The sequence below is a fragment of the Streptomyces sp. 135 genome (assembly GCF_020026305.1).
GTDB lineage: Bacteria > Actinomycetota > Actinomycetes > Streptomycetales > Streptomycetaceae > Streptomyces.
In genome coordinates this window covers 3,106,940-3,124,738 of the sequence record NZ_CP075691.1, presented here as the reverse complement: position 1 = coordinate 3,124,738, position 17,799 = coordinate 3,106,940, and the positions used below count along the sequence as shown (strand labels likewise).

At 71.7% G+C, this 17,799-nt stretch carries 14 protein-coding genes; 6 read left to right on the top strand and 8 right to left on the bottom strand.

What is annotated here, in order from left to right:
* Positions 1 to 82: 82 nt before the first annotated feature.
* Positions 83 to 970 carry a DUF4429 domain-containing protein gene (locus tag KKZ08_RS13970; RefSeq protein ID WP_223774760.1) on the bottom strand — a complete coding sequence of 296 codons (888 nt, stop codon included), beginning with the start codon at positions 968 to 970 and terminating at the stop codon, positions 83 to 85.
* 166 nt (positions 971 to 1,136) lie between these two features.
* On the opposite strand from KKZ08_RS13970, the gene KKZ08_RS13965 reads away from it, so the two are divergent.
* Positions 1,137 to 2,762 carry a beta-N-acetylhexosaminidase gene (locus tag KKZ08_RS13965; protein WP_223774759.1) on the top strand — a complete coding sequence of 542 codons (1,626 nt, stop codon included), beginning with the start codon at positions 1,137 to 1,139 and terminating at the stop codon, positions 2,760 to 2,762.
* Between the two features lie 79 nt (positions 2,763 to 2,841).
* Here KKZ08_RS13965 and KKZ08_RS13960 read toward each other — a convergent pair whose 3' ends face one another.
* The 5 genes from KKZ08_RS13960 to KKZ08_RS13940 all read right to left on the bottom strand — a co-directional run bounded on the left by KKZ08_RS13960 (position 2,842) and on the right by KKZ08_RS13940 (position 9,815).
* Positions 2,842 to 3,897 carry an ABC transporter substrate-binding protein gene (locus tag KKZ08_RS13960; protein ID WP_223774758.1) on the bottom strand — a complete coding sequence of 352 codons (1,056 nt, stop codon included), beginning with the start codon at positions 3,895 to 3,897 and terminating at the stop codon, positions 2,842 to 2,844.
* Positions 3,898 to 4,023: 126 nt separating this feature from the next.
* Entirely contained in the window at positions 4,024 to 5,178 is a 1,155-nt protein-coding gene (locus KKZ08_RS13955; protein WP_223774757.1) for an acyl-CoA dehydrogenase family protein, read from the bottom strand.
* Positions 5,179 to 5,185: 7 nt separating this feature from the next.
* A complete protein-coding gene (locus KKZ08_RS13950; protein WP_223774756.1) occupies positions 5,186 to 6,130 on the bottom strand; it encodes a hydroxymethylglutaryl-CoA lyase in 945 nt (314 codons plus the stop codon).
* Positions 6,127 to 8,118 (bottom strand): acetyl-CoA carboxylase biotin carboxylase subunit, encoded by a 1,992-nt coding sequence (locus tag KKZ08_RS13945; protein WP_223774755.1) that lies wholly within the window; start codon positions 8,116 to 8,118, stop codon positions 6,127 to 6,129. The genes KKZ08_RS13950 and KKZ08_RS13945 overlap by 4 nt, the downstream gene beginning before the upstream one ends.
* Before the next feature lie 65 nt (positions 8,119 to 8,183).
* Positions 8,184 to 9,815 carry a carboxyl transferase domain-containing protein gene (locus KKZ08_RS13940; RefSeq protein ID WP_223774754.1) on the bottom strand — a complete coding sequence of 544 codons (1,632 nt, stop codon included), beginning with the start codon at positions 9,813 to 9,815 and terminating at the stop codon, positions 8,184 to 8,186.
* Positions 9,816 to 9,903: 88 nt separating this feature from the next.
* On the opposite strand from KKZ08_RS13940, the gene KKZ08_RS13935 reads away from it, so the two are divergent.
* From KKZ08_RS13935 to KKZ08_RS13920, 4 genes are all read left to right on the top strand, one after another.
* Positions 9,904 to 10,497, top strand: a complete 594-nt coding sequence (locus KKZ08_RS13935; RefSeq protein WP_223774753.1) for a TetR/AcrR family transcriptional regulator — start codon at positions 9,904 to 9,906, stop codon at positions 10,495 to 10,497.
* 101 nt (positions 10,498 to 10,598) lie between these two features.
* Positions 10,599 to 11,756, top strand: coding sequence for an acyl-CoA dehydrogenase family protein (locus KKZ08_RS13930; protein WP_223774752.1), 1,158 nt, complete (start codon positions 10,599 to 10,601; stop codon positions 11,754 to 11,756).
* 36 nt (positions 11,757 to 11,792) lie between these two features.
* The gene (locus tag KKZ08_RS13925; RefSeq protein ID WP_223774751.1) at positions 11,793 to 12,701 is read left to right on the top strand and encodes an acyl-CoA thioesterase II; all 909 of its coding nucleotides are present in this window, start codon (positions 11,793 to 11,795) and stop codon (positions 12,699 to 12,701) included.
* Positions 12,702 to 12,721: 20 nt separating this feature from the next.
* Positions 12,722 to 13,702: a cation diffusion facilitator family transporter gene (locus tag KKZ08_RS13920; RefSeq protein ID WP_223774750.1), complete on the top strand. Its 981-nt coding sequence runs from the start codon at positions 12,722 to 12,724 to the stop codon at positions 13,700 to 13,702.
* On the opposite strand, the gene KKZ08_RS13915 is transcribed toward KKZ08_RS13920, so the two are convergent.
* Together KKZ08_RS13915 and KKZ08_RS13910 are read right to left on the bottom strand one after the other, a co-directional pair.
* On the bottom strand, positions 13,663 to 14,451 hold the full coding sequence (locus KKZ08_RS13915; RefSeq protein WP_223774749.1) for a phosphatase: 789 nt from the start codon (positions 14,449 to 14,451) through the stop codon (positions 13,663 to 13,665). The genes KKZ08_RS13920 and KKZ08_RS13915 overlap by 40 nt on opposite strands.
* A gap of 189 nt (positions 14,452 to 14,640) precedes the next feature.
* Positions 14,641 to 16,125 (bottom strand): PucR family transcriptional regulator, encoded by a 1,485-nt coding sequence (locus KKZ08_RS13910; RefSeq protein ID WP_223774748.1) that lies wholly within the window; start codon positions 16,123 to 16,125, stop codon positions 14,641 to 14,643.
* Between the two features lie 161 nt (positions 16,126 to 16,286).
* Here KKZ08_RS13910 and KKZ08_RS13905 point away from each other — a divergent pair, with 161 nt between their 5' ends.
* Entirely contained in the window at positions 16,287 to 17,744 is a 1,458-nt protein-coding gene (locus KKZ08_RS13905; RefSeq protein ID WP_223774747.1) for a sodium:solute symporter, read from the top strand.
* The last annotated feature ends 55 nt before the right edge of the window (positions 17,745 to 17,799 follow it).

The window sequence follows — 17,799 nt, the reverse complement described above, 5'->3', positions numbered from 1 at the left end:
ATCTTCTCCGCTTTCGCAAGAATCCTGCCCGGAATCGGGCAGGAGCGTGGCGTGATGGGCCGGAGGGTGGTTTCTGTGGGGCTCACATACGGCGCAGGACCGCCTGCTTGGCCGCGGTGAACTCGTCCTCCGTGAGGATCCCCGCCCGGTGCAGTTCGCCCAGCTCGCGCAGGCGCCGCAGAAGGGCGTCGTGGTCCTCGGCCGGGGGCGCCGGGGCCGTGGACTTCGTGAGGGCGGGCGGCGCGTCCTCGGGGGCCGCCGGGGCGGTGGGCGCCGAGGGGTGGGGGAGGCGGGCCTGGACCGCGGCGGCGACCAGGGCCATCAGCGGGTCCTTCTTGAAGCCCCAGAGTTCCACCGCGTTGGGGTCGTACTTCGGCGGGGTCTTGCTCGGGGTGTTGCGCACGGTGAAGCGGAGGTAGCCGTTCTCCAGGCCGACCGCCGGCTGCCACTCCACCGCCGCGACCTCGGCGAGCGGCAGGGACCGGGTGCCGGACGCCGACTTCGCCTCCTCCGTCTTCCAGTTCCACTCCAGGCGTATCCGCTCCCCGTCGAAGCTCGCGGTGCCGTCCCCGGCGGAGACCGACAGCGGCACGGACGGGCCGGGGAGGAGGTAGGCCTGGCAGGGGGCGGTCGGCACCTGTTCGATCAGATGGGCGTTGCGCACCTCGTCGACCAGGTACTCCGCCACGCCGTACCGGTCGGGTTCCACGATCAGCTGATACGGGTCGCTGTCCGCCAGCTTGCCGCCCGTCGCCTGGAGCAGCGGGTCGGCGCCGTCGCGCAGGCGCAGCCGCAACCGGCCCGACTTCTTTCCGTGCTCGAAGGCGATGCCCGCCAACGCGCCCAGCGATACGGTCAGTTCGCCCAGTGTCTTGCGGAGCAGGGAGACGCTCTTGTCGTGGCCCGGCACGAGCCGCAGCGTCTGTCCGTCGAAGGTCCAGGTCCCGTCGCGCTGGATGATTTCCGCCATGCGGGGATTCTCGCACCGCTCCGGGGACAGCTGGTCTACACCCCTTGACCCCTAGTGGGGGCCGGGTTACCAATGGGAACCGTTCGAACGGTATGCACCACAGCTGCGCCCCCGTCGAAGGGACCCGCTTGTGAGAACGCACCACAGAACACCGAGCGCACAGAGAGTGCACAGAACACCGAGAGCACACCGCCGGACGTCACGGCTGCTCGGCTCGCTGCTGCTCGTGGCGGCCGCCGGGATCTCCTCCTTCGCCGCCGCGCCCGCGCCCGCGGGGAAGCCGAAGCCCCCCCTCACCCCGCTCGGCCAGATCGTCCCGGCGCCCCTGAAGGCCGAGCCGGGCGGTGCCGGGTACGAGATCACCGCGAAGACCCGCATCCGCGTCGGCAAACCGGAGGAGAGGCGCATCGGCGAGTACCTCGCCAAGGTGCTGCGCCCCTCCACCGGCTACGAACTGCCCGTCGTCACCGGCGAGGGCGGCGACGGCATCCGCCTGCGCATCAGCGCCGAACCGGAGAACAAGGTCCTCGGCAACGAGGGCTACCGGGTCATCTCCACGCGCGGCTCCCTCACCATCACCTCCTGGTCGGACGCCGGGCTCTTCCACGGCGTCCAGACAGTGCGCCAGCAACTGCCCGCCGCCGTCGAGAAGAAGACCAGGCAGCGCGGCCCGTGGCGGATCGCGGGCGGCACCATCAGGGACATGCCGCGCTACGGCTACCGCTCCACGATGCTCGACGTCTCGCGGCACTTCTTCACCGTCGAGCAGGTCAAGCGCTACATCGACCAGGCGGCGCTCTACAAGATGAACAAGCTGCACCTGCACCTCAGCGACGACCAGGGCTGGCGCATCGCCATCGACTCCTGGCCGCGCCTGGCCGCATACGGCGGCTCCACGCAGGTCGGCGGCGGCAAGGGCGGCTACTACACCAAGGCCCAGTACAAGGAGATCGTCGCCTACGCCGCGTCGCGTCACCTGGAGGTCGTCCCGGAGATCGACATGCCGGGGCACACCAACGCGGCCCTCGCCTCGTACGCCGAACTGAACTGCGACGGCGTCGCCCCGCCCCTCTACACCGGCACCGCCGTCGGCTTCAGCTCGCTGTGCGTGAAGAAGGACGTCACGTACGACTTCGTGGACGACGTGATCCGCGAGCTGGCCGCCATGACGCCCGGCAAGTACCTCCACATCGGCGGCGACGAGGCGCACTCCACCAGCCACGAGGACTTCGTCGCCTTCATGGACAAGGTGCAGCCGGTGGTCGCCAAGTACGGCAAGACCGTCATGGGCTGGCACCAGCTCACCGGCGCCGAGCCCGCCGAGGGCGCCGTCGCCCAGTACTGGGGCTACGACAGGACGGGCGCCGCCGAGCGCGAGCAGGTCGTGGACGCCGCGAAGAACGGCACCAAGCTGGTCCTCTCGCCGGCCGACCGCTCCTACCTCGACATGAAGTACACCAAGGACACCCCGCTCGGCCTGTCCTGGGCGGGCCTCGTCGAGGTGCAGCGCTCGTACGACTGGGACCCGGCGACCTACCTGAAGGGCGCGCCCGCGGACGCCGTCATGGGTGTCGAGGCGCCGCTGTGGACGGAGACGCTCTCGACCTCCGCGCACCTGGACTACATGGCGTTCCCGAGGCTGCCCGGGATCGCCGAGCTCGGCTGGTCGCCCGCGGCCACGCACGACTGGGAGAAGTACAAGGTGCGGCTCGCCGCGCAGGCCCCGCGCTGGGACGCGCTCGGCATCGGCTACTACAAGTCGCCGCAGGTCCCCTGGCCGGCCGTCGGCTAGGCGTACCGGATCCGGACGGACAGGCGGGGCCGCCGGGGACCGTCCCGGGGACCCCGCCCGGGCGGGCGGAACGTAGGGGTCAGGCGCCCTTCTTGAGCTTCTTCGCCTTCTCGATCGCGTCGGCGAGGTCCTCGAGGATCGGCGCGCACTTGTCGTACGAGAAGATCGGCTCCGTGACGCGCGGGATGACCTGCCCGGCCTTGACCGCGGGGAGCTTGCGCCAGGTCGGCTTGGACTCGTCGAGGACGGCCGGCTGGAGGGCGGAGGTGCGGTTGTCCATCATGATGAGGTCGGCGTCGTACTGGTCGACGTTCTCCCAGCTGAGGTTCTCGAACCAGCCGCCGGACCCCTTCTTGGCCTTCTCCGGCGGCTCGATGATGTTCACGCCGAGCGCCTTGAAGTACTCAAGGTCGACGGAGAGGTTCGAGCCGGAGACGTAGAACAGCTCCTGGCTCGCGGAGCCCACGAGGACCTTGATGTCCTTGTGCGCCTTGGCGACCTCGCGCAGCCGCTCGGAGGCGTCCTCGAAGCGCTTCTTCGCCTTGACGACCTTGTCGGACTTCACGTCCGCGCCGAGCGACTCGGCGAGCGCGAGGATGCGCTGGAGCGGCTGGGTCATCTGACGGTCGTAGACGCTGATGCCGACGCTCGGGGCGAGCTTGAGGATCTTGTCGCTGGGCTCCTCCGGCACGTACCAGAGGGTGCCCTTGGCGTCGAACATGGTGGAGATCAGCACGTCGGGGGCGAGGCTCGCGTACTTCTCGACGCTGAACCGGCCCCATTCGTTGCCGAGGACCGTCAGCTTGCTGACGTCCATGTCGCCGGCCTGCACGTCGGCCTTGCCGTCCTTGGTCTTCGTCGGGCCGAAGACGCCCTTGCACTCGATGCCGTAGTCGAACAGGGCGGCGGCGACGCCGGTGAACGCGACGATGTTCTTCGGTGCCGCGTCGCGCTTCGCCGTCTCGCCCCGGTCGTCCTTGAAGCTCCAGGGGCCGGAATCGGCCGCACCGCCCTTGGTCTTCTTCCCGTCCTTTTTCTCGCTGCCGCAGGCCGCCAGGACGGCGGTCAGGCCGAGGGCGCCACCGGCGGCGAGCATGCCGCGGCGGGAGAGGTGGGAGGGACGGGACTGGGGCATGGGGTCTCTGCTTTCGTGACGGTACGGTGGCCGGAGCCACTGGCCGGAAGTAGAGCTTAGGCTAGCCTAAGCTCACTCCGGTTCCAGGGGTCCCTCACGCACCGTCGGCCGGGCAGGGCGGCCGGCTCAGCCCGCGAAGCCCAACTCCCGGGCGATGAGCATCCGCTGCACCTCGCTGGTGCCCTCACCGATCTCCAGGATCTTGGAGTCCCGCCACATCCGGGCCACCGGGTACTCGTTCATGAAGCCGTATCCGCCGTGGATCTGCGTGGCCTCGCGGGCGTTGTCCACGGCGACGGTCGAGGAGTAGAGCTTGGCGATCGCCGCCTCCTTCTTGAACGGCTCCCCGGCGACCAGGCGCGACGCCGCGTCCCGCCAGCCGACCCGGGCCATGTGCGCCCGCGTCTCCATGTCGGCGATCTTGAACTGGATGGCCTGGTTCGCCCCGATCGGCTTGCCGAAGGCGTGCCGCTCCTTGGCGTACTTCACCGACTCGTCCACGCAACCCTGCGCGAGGCCGGTGGCGAGCGCGGAGATCGCGACCCGGCCCTCGTCCAGGATGCGCAGGAACTGGGCGTAGCCCCGGCCCTCCTCGCCCAGGAGGTTCGCCGCGGGCACGCGGACGTCGGAGAAGGACAGCTCTCGGGTGTCCGAGGCGTTCCAGCCGACCTTCGAGTACGGCGCCGCGACCGTGAAGCCCGGTGTCCCCGACGGGACGATGATCGAGGAGATCAGCGGGCGGCCGTCGGCCTTGCGGCCGGTGACGGCGGTGACCGTGACCAGGCCGGTGATGTCCGTACCGGAGTTGGTGATGAAGCACTTCGAGCCGTTGATCACCCACTGGTCGCCGTCGCGCACGGCCGTGGTGCGGGTGCCGCCCGCGTCCGAGCCGCCGTCCGGCTCGGTCAGGCCGAACGCGCCGAGCATCTCGCCGGAGCACAGCTTCGGCAGCCACTGCCGCTTCTGCTCCTCCGTGCCGAACAGGTGCAGCGGCATCGCGCCGAGCGAGACGCCCGCCTCCAGGGTGATCGCCACCGACGAGTCGACGCGGGCCAGCTCTTCGAGGGCGATGCCGAGCGCGAAGTAGTCGCCGCCCATCCCGCCGTACTCCTCGGGGAAGGGCAGGCCGAACAGGCCCATGCGGCCCATCTCGCGGACGATCTCGTACGGGAACTCGTGGCGCTCGTAGAAGTCGCCGATCTTCGGGGCGACGACGTCGTGCGCGAACGCCTCGACCGTGCGGCGCAGTTCCTCGTGCTCGGGGCTCAGACGGTGGTCCATCTTCTCTTCACTGCTCCTGGTGGGTCAGGGCGCGGACGGTGCGGGACGGGCTGGGTCGGCCCAGGTGGCCGGCCATCCAGGCGCTGGTGGCGCAGAGACGGCCGAGGTCGACCCCGGTGTCGATGCCGAGGCCGTGCAGCATCCAGACGAGGTCTTCGGTGGCGAGATTGCCGGTGGCGCTCTTCGCGTACGGGCAGCCGCCGAGACCGCCCGCGGAGGCGTCCACCGTCGTCACGCCGTGGCGCAGGGCGGCCAGGGTGTTGGCGAGCGCCTGGCCGTACGTGTCGTGGAAGTGCACGCCGATCCGGTCGGTCGGGACCTCCGCCTCGTTCAACGCGGTGAGCAGGGCGGCCACATGGCCCGGGGTGGCCACGCCGATGGTGTCGCCGAGGCTCAGCTCGTCGCACCCCATGTCGAGCAGCGCGCGGCAGACGTGAACGACCTGCTCGACGGGGACCGGGCCCTCCCACGGGTCGCCGAAGCACATCGAGAGATAGCCGCGCACGTGCATCCGCTGCTCACGCGCGCGGGTGACCACCGGGTCGAACATGGCGAGGGCCTCGTCCACCGTGCGGTTGAGGTTGGCCTTGGCGAAGGACTCGGTGGCGCTGGCGAAGACGGCGACGCGGTGGGCGCCGAGCGCGAGGGCCCGCTCCAGGCCGCGTTCGTTCGGCACGAGGACCGGCAGGCGCACGTCCTGGAGGTCGCCGAGGAGGGGGAAGAGCCGCTCGGCGTCGGCCAGCTGGGGCACCCACTTGGGGTGCACGAAGCTGGTCGCCTCGACCGTGGTCAGGCCCGCGTCGGCCAGGCGGTGGATGAACTCCGCCTTGACCTCGGTGGGGACGACCGCCTGCTCGTTCTGCAGGCCGTCCCGGGCGCCGACCTCGTGGATGCGGACGCGGGGCGGCAGCTGCGGGTCCGGGACGGTCATCGGGAGCCCGGCGGCGGTCATCGCCCTGCCTCGTGCGCTTCGTCGTGTGTCCCGCCGTGTGCCTCGTCGTGTGCCTCGTCGTCCGGGAGGACCACCGCGAGGACCTGGTCCATGGCGACCGTGGTGCCCGCGGTGACGTCCAGCTCGGTGACCGTGCCGGCGTGCGGGGCGCAGATGACGTGCTCCATCTTCATCGCCTCGACCACCAGCAGGCTCTGACCCGCGCTCACCCGGTCGCCGGGGGAGACCTTCACGACCGTGACGGTGCCCGGCATGGGGGCGGTGAGCGCGTCGGCCCCGGCGTGCGCGGCGCCGGTGAGGCTCGCCTCCACGGGGTCGTGGTCCCGCACCTGCCAGGCGTCGCCGTCCCGGCCCAGCCAGTCGCCCGCGCGGTGGAAGGTGTGCCGGGTGCCGTCGACGGTGACCGAGACGCGGTCGGGGGTGACGGTGTGGCCGCTTCCCCGGAGCTGGTGAGTGACGGGTTCAAGTCCCGACGCGTGCAGCCAGTGGGTCAGGGGCGCCGGGGTGCCGCCGAGCCGCCAGCCGCTCGGCACGGAGAAGGGGTCCCGCCAGCCGTCCTCCGCGTCCGCCGGCGCGAGCGCGGCCCGGCGCACGGCGGCCGCCGCCTCGTACACCTCGTCGGGCACGCCGTCCGGGACCAGGCCGTCCACCTCGCGCTCCACGAGGCCGGTGTCCAGCTCGCCCGCGACCACCGCCGGGTGGGCCAGCAGTCTGCGCAGGAAGCCCGCGTTCGTCGGCACGCCCAGGGTGACCGTCCCGGCGAGCGCGGCCCGCAGCTTGCGCAGGGCCGTGGCGCGGTCGGGGCCGTACGCGATGACCTTGGAGAGCATCGGGTCGTAGAGGCTGCCGACCTCCGTGCCCTCGCTCAGGCCGGAATCCGTGCGCACGCCGTCACCCTGCGGCTCGCGCAGGGCGAGGACGGTGCCGCCCGAGGGGAGGAAGCCGCGGGAAGGGTCCTCGGCGCAGATCCGGGCCTCCACCGCGTGCCCGGTGAGGGTGATGTCCTCCTGCGCGAACGGCAGGCGCTCCCCGGCGGCCACCCGCAGCTGCCACTCCACCAGGTCGAGGCCGGTGACCAGCTCCGTGACGGGGTGCTCCACCTGGAGGCGGGTGTTCATCTCCATGAAGTAGTACGAGGAGGGGTCCTTGACCGGCACGATGAACTCGACCGTGCCCGCGCCCGCGTACCCGCAGGAGCGGGCCGCCTGGACCGCCGCCTCGCCCATCGCCGCGCGCGTGGCCTCGTCCAGGAGGACGCTGGGCGCCTCCTCGATGATCTTCTGGTGGCGGCGCTGGAGGGAGCACTCGCGCTCGCCGAGGTGGATCACATGTCCCTGGCCGTCCGCGAGGACCTGGATCTCGATGTGCCGGGGGCGGTCGATCCACCGCTCCACGAGCAGCGTGTCGTCGCCGAAGGAGGCGCGGGCCTCCCGGCGGGCCGCCGCGATCTCCTCGGCGAGCAGGGCCTCGTCGCGCACCAGGCGCATGCCCTTGCCGCCGCCGCCCGCGCTCGGCTTGAGCAGCACCGGGGTGCCGATCTCCCGCGCGGCGGCGGCCAGTTCTGCGTCGGTCAGGCCGCTCCCTGAGGAGCCGGGGACGACCGGGACGCCGGCCTCCTTCACCGTCTCCTTGGCGCGGATCTTGTCGCCCATCAGCTCGATCGCCGAGGCGGGCGGGCCGATGAAGACGAGTCCGGCGTCGGCGCAGGCCCGCGCGAACGTGGCGTTCTCCGCGAGGAATCCGTAGCCCGGGTGGATCGCCTGGGCGCCCGAGGCGGCCGCCGCCGCGAGGATGCGCTCCACGGACAGATAGCTTTCGGCGGCCGGCGCGGGGCCGAGCCGCACCGCCGTGTCCGCCTCGCGCACATGGCGGGCGTCCGCGTCCGCGTCGCTGAACACGGCCACCGAGCGGACGCCGAGCGCCCGCAGCGTGCGGATGACGCGGACCGCGATCTCGCCGCGGTTGGCGACGAGCACCGTGTCGAACATGGTCCCTCTCCCCGAGGTGGTCCCTTGCCTGGTGCCTTGCTGGAAGTCGCTCATCGTCCCGCCCCTCACATCCGGAAGACGCCGAAGCCGGGCGCCGCGGGGTCCCTCTGGGGAAGTGGGGCGCCCGCGCACGCGGTCAGCGCCAGGCCGAGCACCTGCCGGGTCTCCAGGGGGTCGATCACGCCGTCGTCCCAGAGGCGGGCCGTGGCGTAGTAGGCGTTGCCCTGGTCCTCGTACTGCGCGCGGATCGGGTCCTTGAAGGCCTCCTCGTCCTCGGCCGCCCACTGCTCGCCGCGCGCCTCCAGCTGGTCGCGCTTGACCGTGGCGAGGACGGAGGCGGCCTGCTCGCCGCCCATCACGGAGATCTTGGCGTTCGGCCACATCCACAGGAAGCGGGGGCTGTAGGCCCGGCCGCACATCGAGTAGTTGCCCGCGCCGTACGAACCGCCGACGACGACCGTCAGCTTCGGGACGCGGGCGCAGGCCACGGCCGTGACCATCTTCGCGCCGTGCTTGGCGATGCCGCCCGCCTCGTAGTCCTTGCCGACCATGAAGCCGGAGATGTTCTGGAGGAAGACCAGGGGGATGCCGCGCTGGTCGCACAGCTCGATGAAGTGGGCGCCCTTCTGGGCGGACTCGGAGAACAGGATGCCGTTGTTCGCGACGATCCCGACCGGGTGGCCGTGGATGTGCGCGAAGCCGGTGACCAGCGTCGTGCCGTACTCCGCCTTGAACTCCTGGAAGCGCGAGCCGTCCACCACGCGCGCGATGACCTCGCGGACGTCATAGGGGGTGCGGGAGTCCGTCGGCACCGCGCCGTACAGGCCCAAGGGGTCGACCTTGGGCTCCTCCACGGGCTGTACCGCCCACGGCAGCTCCCCGCGCGCGGGGAGGGTGGCCACGATGTTCCGCACGATGCGCAGCGCGTGCGCGTCGTCCTCGGCGAGGTGGTCGGTGACGCCGGAGGTGCGGGAGTGGACCGCGCCGCCGCCCAGCTCCTCCGCGGTCACGACCTCGCCGGTCGCGGCCTTCACCAGGGGCGGGCCGCCGAGGAAGATCGTGCCCTGCTCGCGCACGATCACCGCCTCGTCGCTCATCGCCGGGACATACGCCCCGCCGGCCGTGCACGAGCCGAGCACGGCCGCGATCTGCGCAATGCCCGCGCCCGACATCCGCGCCTGGTTGTAGAAGATCCGCCCGAAGTGCTCGCGGTCGGGGAAGACCTCGTCCTGCATCGGCAGGAAGGCGCCGCCCGAGTCGACGAGGTAGAGACACGGGAGGCGGTTCTCCAGGGCCACCTCCTGGGCGCGCAGGTGCTTCTTCACCGTCATGGGGTAGTACGTGCCGCCCTTGACCGTGGCGTCATTGGCGACGATCACGCACTCGCGGCCCGAGACCCGGCCGATCCCGGCGATGACACCGGCCGCCGGGGCGTCCCCGCCGTACATCCCCTCGGCCGCGAGGGGAGCCAGCTCCAGGAAGGGCGAGCCGGGGTCGAGGAGCGTGTCCACCCGGTCCCGGGGCAGCAGCTTGCCGCGCGCCACATGGCGGGCGCGGGCCCGCTCGCCGCCGCCGAGCGCGGCCGCCGCGAGCTTGGCCCGCAGCTCTTCGACGAGGGCGGTGTGCGCCGTCTCGTTCGCCCGCCACGCCTCCGACGCGGGATCAGCCGCGCTCGTCAGCACTGGTGCCTGCCGCATCAGTTCGAGCCCCCTTGCCCGGTTAATGAGCGTTAACGCGTTTCCCTCAGGTTAACGACCGCTAACCGGCCTGTCTAGAATCAATTCCATGGCCACCAGAACCGACGCCCCCACCCGCCGCGAGCAGATCCTCAAGGAGGCTGCCCGGCTCTTCGCCGAGCGCGGCTTCCACGGGGTCGGGGTGGACGAGATAGGGGCCGCCGTGGGGATCAGCGGACCCGGTCTCTACCGGCACTTCGCGGGCAAGGACGCGATGCTCGCCGAGCTGCTTGTCGGCATCAGCGGGCAGCTCCTGACGGGCGGCAAGCGGTGCCTGGCCGACACGGACGGGGCGCCCGGGCGGGTGCTGGACTCGCTCATCGAGGGCCACATCGACTTCGCCCTCGACGACCGCTCCCTGATCACCCTGCACGACCGCGAGCTGGACCGCCTGCGGGACAGCGACCGCAAGCTGGTCCGCCAGCTCCAGCGGCAGTACGTGGAGATCTGGGTGGAGGTGGTGCGCAAGGTCTACCCCGACCTCGCCGAGAAGGCGGCCCGGGTCGCGGTGCACGCCGTCTTCGGGCTGCTGAACTCCACGCCGCACCTCAGCCGCCGCGACGTGCTGCCCAGCCGGGCCGGCATGGCGGAGCTGCTGCACCGCCTCGCGCGGGGGGCCTTCGCGGCGGCGGCCGCCGAGTGACGTGCGTCTCTGGACGCCTCTGGTGACCGCCGGGTAACCTGCCTCTGAGCAAGCGCTTAGTCCGCTGAGTCGACGTTGGCAGTAGGCAGAGGGAGTTCTCCGTGCGCCGTACCGTTTTCAATGAGGACCACGAGGCGTTCCGGGAGACCCTGCGCGCCTTCATCGAGGCCGAGGTCGTACCCGTCCACGATGAGTGGTTCGCCGCCGGTCAGGTCCCCCGCGAGTTCTACTACAAGCTCGCCGACCTTGGCCTCTTCGGGATCAACGTCCCCGAGGAGTTCGGCGGCGCCGGCCTGGACACGCACAAGTTCGAGGCCATCCAGTACGAGGAGACGGCCCGCGCGGGCGTCAGCTTCGGCGGCTCCGGCGTCCACGTGCTGCTCGCCCTGCCCTACATCAAGATGCTCGCCACCGACGAGCAGAAGAAGCGCTACCTGGAGAAGTTCGTCTCCGCCGAGGAGATGTGGGCCCTCGCGATGACCGAGCCGGGCACCGGCTCCGACGTCGCGGGCATGAAGACCACCGCCAAGCTCTCCGAGGACGGCACCCACTACGTCCTCAACGGCGCCAAGACCTTCATCACCGGCGGCGTGCACGCCGACCGTGTCATCGTCTGCGCCCGCACCTCCGCGCCCACCGCCGAGGACCGCCGCTTCGGCATCTCCCTCTTCGCCGTCGACACCAAGTCCGAGGGCTACTCCGTCGGCCGCAAGCTCGACAAGCTGGGCCTGAAGACCTCCGACACCGCCGAGCTGGCGTTCGTCGACGTGAAGGTGCCCGTCGAGGACCTCCTCGGCGAGGAGAACAAGGGCTTCTACTACCTCGGCAGCAACCTCCCCTCGGAGCGCTGGGGCATCGCCTTCGGCGCCTACGCCCAGGCCAAGGCCGCCGTCCGGTTCGCCAAGCAGTACGTCCAGGAGCGCACCGTCTTCGGCAAGCCGGTCGCCTCCTTCCAGAACACCAAGTTCGAGCTGGCCGCCTGCCAGGCCGAGGTGGACGCCGCCGAGGCCGTCGTCGACCGCGCCCTGGAGGCCCTGGACGCGGGCGAGCTGACCGCCGCCGAGGCCGCCTCCGCGAAGCTGTTCGCCACCGAGGTCGCGCACCGCGTCATCGACAAGTGCCTCCAGCTGCACGGCGGCTACGGCTTCATGAACGAGTACCCCATCGCCCGCCTGTACGCCGACAACCGCGTCAACCGCATCTACGGCGGCACCAGCGAGGTCATGAAGATGATCATCGCCAAGGACATGGGCCTGTAGGGGCACTCTCCGTAGAAGCCCGGTAGAACTACCTTTATGAACCAGGCACTTGACGCCCTCCTCGATCTGCTCGACCTGGAGCAGATCGAGGAGGACATCTTCCGGGGCGTGAGCCGTTCGGCGCTCGTGCCCCGCGTCTTCGGGGGTCAGGTCGCCGCGCAGGCCCTGGTCGCCGCCGGGCGCACCGTCCCCGACGACCGTTCCCCGAGCTCTCGGCTTCGCTCGAGCAGGGGAGGCCCCAATGCCCACTCCCTGCACGCGTACTTCCTGCGCCCCGGTGACCCCGGCGCGCCGATCGTCTACACCGTCGACCGCATCCGCGACGGCCGCTCCTTCACCACGCGGCGCGTCGTCGCCGTCCAGCACGGGCAGCCGATCTTCCACCTCTCCGCGTCCTTCCAGACGTACGAGGAGGGCCTGGAGCACCAGGCCGTGATGCCGCACGCGCCCGACCCCGAGACGCTGCCGACCGCCGCCGAGACGCTCCCCCTCCATCTGCCGGGACACGTCGCCGAGCGGCTCATCGAGGCGCGCGCCGCCGTCGACCTTCGCTACGCCGACGTGCCGCCCTGGGGGACCGTCGGGCAGCCGCGCGAGCCGCGCTCCCAGGTGTGGTTCCGGACCAACGGCAAACTCGCCGACGACGCGCCCGGCTCCCTGCTGCACGTGTGTCTCGCCACGTACGTCTCCGACATGACGCTGCTCGACTCGGTGCTGCTCGCGCACGGCAGGGGCGGCTGGGCGGTCGGCGACGTCGTCGGCGCCTCGCTCGACCACGCCATGTGGTTCCACCGGCCCTTCCGCGCGGACGAATGGCTGCTCTACGACCAGGAGTCGCCGTCCGCCTCGGGCGGCCGGGGCCTCGGGCAGGCGCGGATCTGGACGCAGGACGGGCGGCTCGCGGTGACGGTCATCCAGGAAGGCGTGGTTCGCGTTCCGCGCTGATCGGGCATACCGTCCGGTATATGAGTGAGGAACCGTCAGAGAAGCCTCAGGGCGGCGGCGAGAGCACCTTCACGGTCATCGTCGCCGCCGTCGCCAACCTCGGCATCGCACTGGCCAAGGCGGTCGCCGGCGTCCTCAGCGGCTCCAGCGCGATGCTCTCCGAAGCGGCGCACTCCGTCGCCGACACCGTCACCGAGCTGATGCTGCTCGCCTCCCTCAAGGCCGGCGCACGGCCCGCCGACGAGGAACACCCGCTCGGCTACGGAGGGGCCCGCTACATCTGGGCGCTGCTCGCCTCCGTCGCCACCTTCGTCGGCGGCGGCGTCTTCGCCGTCTACGACGGCATCCACACCCTGACCCACGGTCATGAGCCGGGCGACCCGCTCATCTCGTACATCGTCCTCGGCGTCGCCTTCCTCCTGGAGGGCTACTCCCTGCGCACCGGTCTCAAGCAGGCGCGCGGGGAGGCCGACCGCTACGGAGTGCGGCTCAAGCGCTATCTGCGCCACACCCCCGACACGGCGGTCAAGGCCGTCGTGATGGAGGACTCGGCGGCGCTCGCGGGCCTCGTGCTCGCCGCGGCCGGGCTGCTCGGCGGGCAGCTCACCGGGTCCGGGGTGTGGGACGGCGCCGCCTCGCTCTGCATCGGCGTGCTGCTCGTGTACGTCGCCTGGGTCCTCGGCCGTGCCAACTCCGAGCTGCTGATCGGCCGGCCGCTGCCGCGGGAGATGCGGGAGGCGGTGCGGGCCGAGCTGCTCGCCGACCCGGACGTGGTGGACGTACTGGAGCTGACCACGCTCCTCCAGGGGCCCGACGAGGCCTTGGTGGCCGCGAAGGTGGACTTCCGGGACGTGTCGACGGCCGGGGACGTCGAGCAGGCCTGCGACCGCATGGCGCGGCGCGTGCGGGCGCGCGTTCCGGCGATCAGGCGGGTGTACCTGGACCCGACGCCGGGGCCGGGTCAGGACTCGGGGAGCAGCCCCGCCGCGTTCAGCAAGTAGGCCGTCATCGGGTCGTAGTGGCGGGGGCTCGTCACGTGGTCGTCCAGGGGGACCGTCACCTGCACGGTGCCCTCCGCCTCGCCGATGAACAGCGCCGGGTCGTTGCAGTCCGCGTAGCCCATCGAGTCCAGGCCCCGCTGGCCGGCACGGCCCGCCCAGCCGTGGTCGGCGACCACCAGGTCCGGCTGCGGGCGGCCCTCGCGCTCCAGGCCGTCCAGGATCGCGTTCATCGGCTCGGGGGAGTGCGTGTGCCACAGCGTCGCGCCGCGCTCAAGGACCGCCACGTCCGCGAACTGGAACACCATGCCCTCGTCGGCCATGAGGCCCTCGGGGATCACCACGATCTCGCAGCCCGCCGCGCGCAGGGCGGCGGCCGTCGCGCGGTGCACGTCGAGCAGACCGCCGGGGTGGCCGGTGGCGAACAGGACGCTCTCCTTGCCGGCGGCCGCCTTGCGCAGGCGGGCCGCCATGCGCTCCAGGGCGTCGACCGTCAGCTCCGGGTCGATGGTGTCCTGGCCCTGCCGGTGCCCGGGGTCGTCGATGACGCCGCAGCGCTCGGCCATCACCGCGAGGACGTCCTGCTCGTCGCTCCAGCGGTCGCCGAGCTCCAGGCCGAGCCAGTAGTGGCGGTCGCCGTTCGCGAGCTTCCTGTAGTGGCTGAGGTTGTTCTCACGGGGAGTGGCGACGTCGCCCGCGATGCGGGTGCGGACGAGGTGATCGACGAGCGCGGGACGGGTGGGTATCGGCATGGCTCCTATTGTGCGGGACGAGTGCTCTGCGCTGGGCGGGGTTTGGTGATCGTCAGGTGCGGGTGGGTGGGGGCCGGTCGCGCAGTTCCCCGCGCCCCTGGGGGGGGGTGGGGGTCGGGGTGTGGTTCCTTCAGTGCGGGTGGGGTGTGGCTGGGTGCGCAGTTCCCCGCGCCCCTGGTGGGGCGACGCTTAGTGGGGGCGGTTGAGGGTGAACCAGAGTTCCATTCGTACGTCTGGGTCGTCCAGGTCTGACTGGAGCAGGGACGCGCAGCGTGTGATTCGTTGGCGGACCGTGTTGCGGTGGACGGAGAGTGCTACCGCCGTGCGGTCCCAGCTGCCGTGCAAGGAGAGCCACGTGCGCAGGGTCTCCAGCAACGTGGCGTTGTCGCCCAGGGGAGCGAGCAGCACGCGCGCGTGGGCGTCGGCCTCCTCCGGGGCGACCAGCGCGGCGAGGCCGCTCGCGTGGTGGCGTACGAGGGGGCGGCGGGTGGCCTCCGCGCGGCGCAGGGCGCGGGCCGCCTGGGTGTCGGCTGCCGCGAGGTCGCCCGGGGCGGCGGGGGCGGAGATACCCAGGGTCCAGCCGTGGGCGGGGGCGACCTCGCGGTCGGCGGGCAGGAGCAGGCGTACGACGTCCTCGCCCGGGTCGACCAGACCGCTGCCGAGCGCCGCGGCGAGCGCCGAGGCGGCCAGTGGGGTGCGCTCCCCGCGCGCGTGGACGACGGTCCACGTTTCGCTGCCCAGGAGAGGGCCGGTTTCCTCGGGGGCGGCACCGAGGAGCAGCCGTACGAGCGCCGCCGAGCGGGCCGCTTCGGAGGCACCCTGGTGTTCACCGGTGAGCAGGGAGAGCAGCACGACCGCCGCTCCCGCGATGGTGTGGTCACCGGGTTCGCGGCGCTCCGTGGCGACCCCGAGCGTGAAGCCGCGGCCGCCGCCGAGCGCGTACGCGGCGAGGTGCGTGGTCCCTGCCGTGTCGGCGGCGGACGCCGGGGCGGCGGGCGTGGCGCGCCGCACGATGCCGGTCAGCTCCGCAGGCTCCGCGCGCCGCCTCCCGGGCCCGCCCTCAACCTGCAGCTCCGTGCCGTCGGGCCCGTACAGCACCGCGAGCCCGCCGAGCCGCGCCGCCAGCTGGCGCAGGACGGCGGGGACGGGGTCGGGCCGCGCGGCGGCCGTCGCGAGGCCCTGCTGCGCCTCCGCGACCCGGCGCAGCTCCACATGCCTGGCCTCGCTCATCAGCCGCCACACCGCGCGGGCGACGCCGCTGAACGTGGTCTGCGGCGGTACCTCGAGGAGGGGCAGGCCGTGCCGGTCGCAGGCCGCGACCAGGGCGTGGGGCACGGTGTCGTGGACCGGCGCGACACCGAAGCCGAGGGCCGCGCCGCCCGCCGCGACGATGCGGGCCACGTAGGCGTCGAGGTGGGCCTGCGACGCCTCCGGACCGGTGATGTGGACGCCCGCCGTCAGGAGCAGCTCGCCGCCGAGGAGGTACGGGTACGGGTCCGCCATCTCCGAGGTGTGCACCCACTGCACGGCCGTCCCGGCTGCCTCCGGGCCCGCGATCTGCCGCAGCCCGAGCTCTTCGCGGGCCAGCAGCGCGGCGAGCGGGACCGGCGGGGTCGGGGGCGCTGCGGGGCCCCGGGCGCCGGCGGGGTCGGCCATGGCGGACGTTCCATCCATCTAGGTCACGGTAAGTGGATGAAACGTACACTTCAGGGTTGCTTTGCGGCCACCTAAGGTCGTGCCGACCGCAGGCCGCGGGTACGGGCGGATGTCCCCGCGGCGGTCTTCACCCCCATCTGCACGACACGCCACCGAGGTGCGCGAAGGAGGCCCCCCTTATGGCCGTCGACTACACAGTGATCGTCGTCTATCTCGCCGGGATGCTGGCCATGGGCTGGTGGGGCATGCGCCGCGCCAAGTCGAAGTCCGAGTTCCTGGTCGCCGGGCGGCGCCTCGGGCCGTGGATGTACTCCGGGACCATGGCCGCCATCGTCCTCGGCGGGGCCTCCACCATCGGCGGCGTCGGCCTCGGCTACCAGTACGGGCTCTCGGGCGCCTGGATGGTCTTCACCATCGGCCTCGGACTCCTCGCGCTCAGCGTGTTCTTCTCGGCCCGCATCGCGCGCCTGAAGGTCTACACCGTCTCCGAGATGCTCGACCTGCGCTACGGAGGGCGCGCGGGCGTCATCTCCGGAGTGGTCATGTGGGCGTACACGCTGATGCTCGCGGTCACCTCGACCATCGCGTACGCCACCATCTTCGACGTCCTGTTCGACATGAACCGCACGCTCGCGATCGTCCTGGGCGGCTCGATCGTCGTCGCCTACTCGACGCTCGGCGGCATGTGGTCCATCACCCTCACCGACATGGTGCAGTTCGTGGTGAAGACCATCGGTGTGCTGTTGCTGCTTCTGCCCATCGCCGTCGTCAAGGCCGGCGGGTTCGGCGAGATGAAGGCGAAGCTGCCGACCGAGTACTTCGACCCGCTGGGCATCGGCGGCGAGACGATCTTCACGTACGTGCTGATCTATACGTTCGGCATGCTCATCGGGCAGGACATCTGGCAGCGCGTCTTCACCGCGCGCAGCGACAAGGTCGCCCGCTACGGCGGCACCGTCGCCGGTACCTACTGCCTCGTCTACGCGATCGCGGGCGCCGTCATCGGCACCGCCGCCAAGGTGATGTACCCGAAGCTGCCGAACGCCGACGCGGCCTTCGCGACCATCGTCAAGGACGAACTGCCCATCGGCGTACGGGGACTCGTCCTCGCCGCCGCCCTTGCCGCCGTCATGTCGACGTCCTCCGGAGCGCTCATCGCCTGCGCGACCGTCGCCAACAACGACATCTGGTCGCGGCTGCGGGGGAGGGGCGCCCCGGAGGGCGAGGGGCACGACGAGGTCAAGGGCAACCGCGCCTTCATCCTCATCATGGGCGTCGCCGTGATCGTCATCGCCATCGCGCTCAACGACGTGGTCCAGGCGCTGACCGTCGCCTACAACCTGCTCGTCGGCGGCCTGCTCGTGCCGATCCTCGGCGGCCTGCTGTGGCGCCGCGGCACCGCTCCCGGCGCACTCGCCGCCGTCACCGCCGGCGGTCTCTCCGTCATCGGGCTCATGTGGGGGTACGGAATCCTCGCCACCGAGCCGGTCTACTACGGCCTGCTGATCTCGCTCGCCGTGTACGTGGCGGTCTCCCTCGCCACGAAGCCCACCGACGCGGCCGTGCTCGCCGCCTGGCGCGAACGCCTCGCCGGGCGGGGGGCCACCACGGAGCCCCAGGCTCCGGTGGCCGTCTAGATCTCCGCGCGGCCCACTGCCGCCGTTGTCAGCGTTGTCAGCGTTGTCAGTGGGT

Excerpts from the sequence above, each read along its gene's own strand:
- KKZ08_RS13970 (WP_223774760.1), bottom strand. The coding sequence starts at position 970 with ATGGCGGAAATCATCCAGCGCGACGGGACCTGGACCTTCGACGGACAG.
- KKZ08_RS13960 (WP_223774758.1), bottom strand. The coding sequence starts at position 3,897 with ATGCCCCAGTCCCGTCCCTCCCACCTCTCCCGCCGCGGCATGCTCGCC.
- KKZ08_RS13955 (WP_223774757.1), bottom strand. The coding sequence starts at position 5,178 with ATGGACCACCGTCTGAGCCCCGAGCACGAGGAACTGCGCCGCACGGTC.
- KKZ08_RS13950 (WP_223774756.1), bottom strand. The coding sequence starts at position 6,130 with ATGACCGCCGCCGGGCTCCCGATGACCGTCCCGGACCCGCAGCTGCCG.
- KKZ08_RS13945 (WP_223774755.1), bottom strand. The coding sequence starts at position 8,118 with ATGTTCGACACGGTGCTCGTCGCCAACCGCGGCGAGATCGCGGTCCGC.
- KKZ08_RS13940 (WP_223774754.1), bottom strand. The coding sequence starts at position 9,815 with ATGCGGCAGGCACCAGTGCTGACGAGCGCGGCTGATCCCGCGTCGGAG.
- KKZ08_RS13935 (WP_223774753.1), top strand. The coding sequence starts at position 9,904 with ATGGCCACCAGAACCGACGCCCCCACCCGCCGCGAGCAGATCCTCAAG.
- KKZ08_RS13925 (WP_223774751.1), top strand. The coding sequence starts at position 11,793 with ATGAACCAGGCACTTGACGCCCTCCTCGATCTGCTCGACCTGGAGCAG.
- KKZ08_RS13920 (WP_223774750.1), top strand. The coding sequence starts at position 12,722 with ATGAGTGAGGAACCGTCAGAGAAGCCTCAGGGCGGCGGCGAGAGCACC.
- KKZ08_RS13915 (WP_223774749.1), bottom strand. The coding sequence starts at position 14,451 with ATGCCGATACCCACCCGTCCCGCGCTCGTCGATCACCTCGTCCGCACC.
- KKZ08_RS13910 (WP_223774748.1), bottom strand. The coding sequence starts at position 16,125 with ATGGATGGAACGTCCGCCATGGCCGACCCCGCCGGCGCCCGGGGCCCC.
- KKZ08_RS13905 (WP_223774747.1), top strand. The coding sequence starts at position 16,287 with ATGGCCGTCGACTACACAGTGATCGTCGTCTATCTCGCCGGGATGCTG.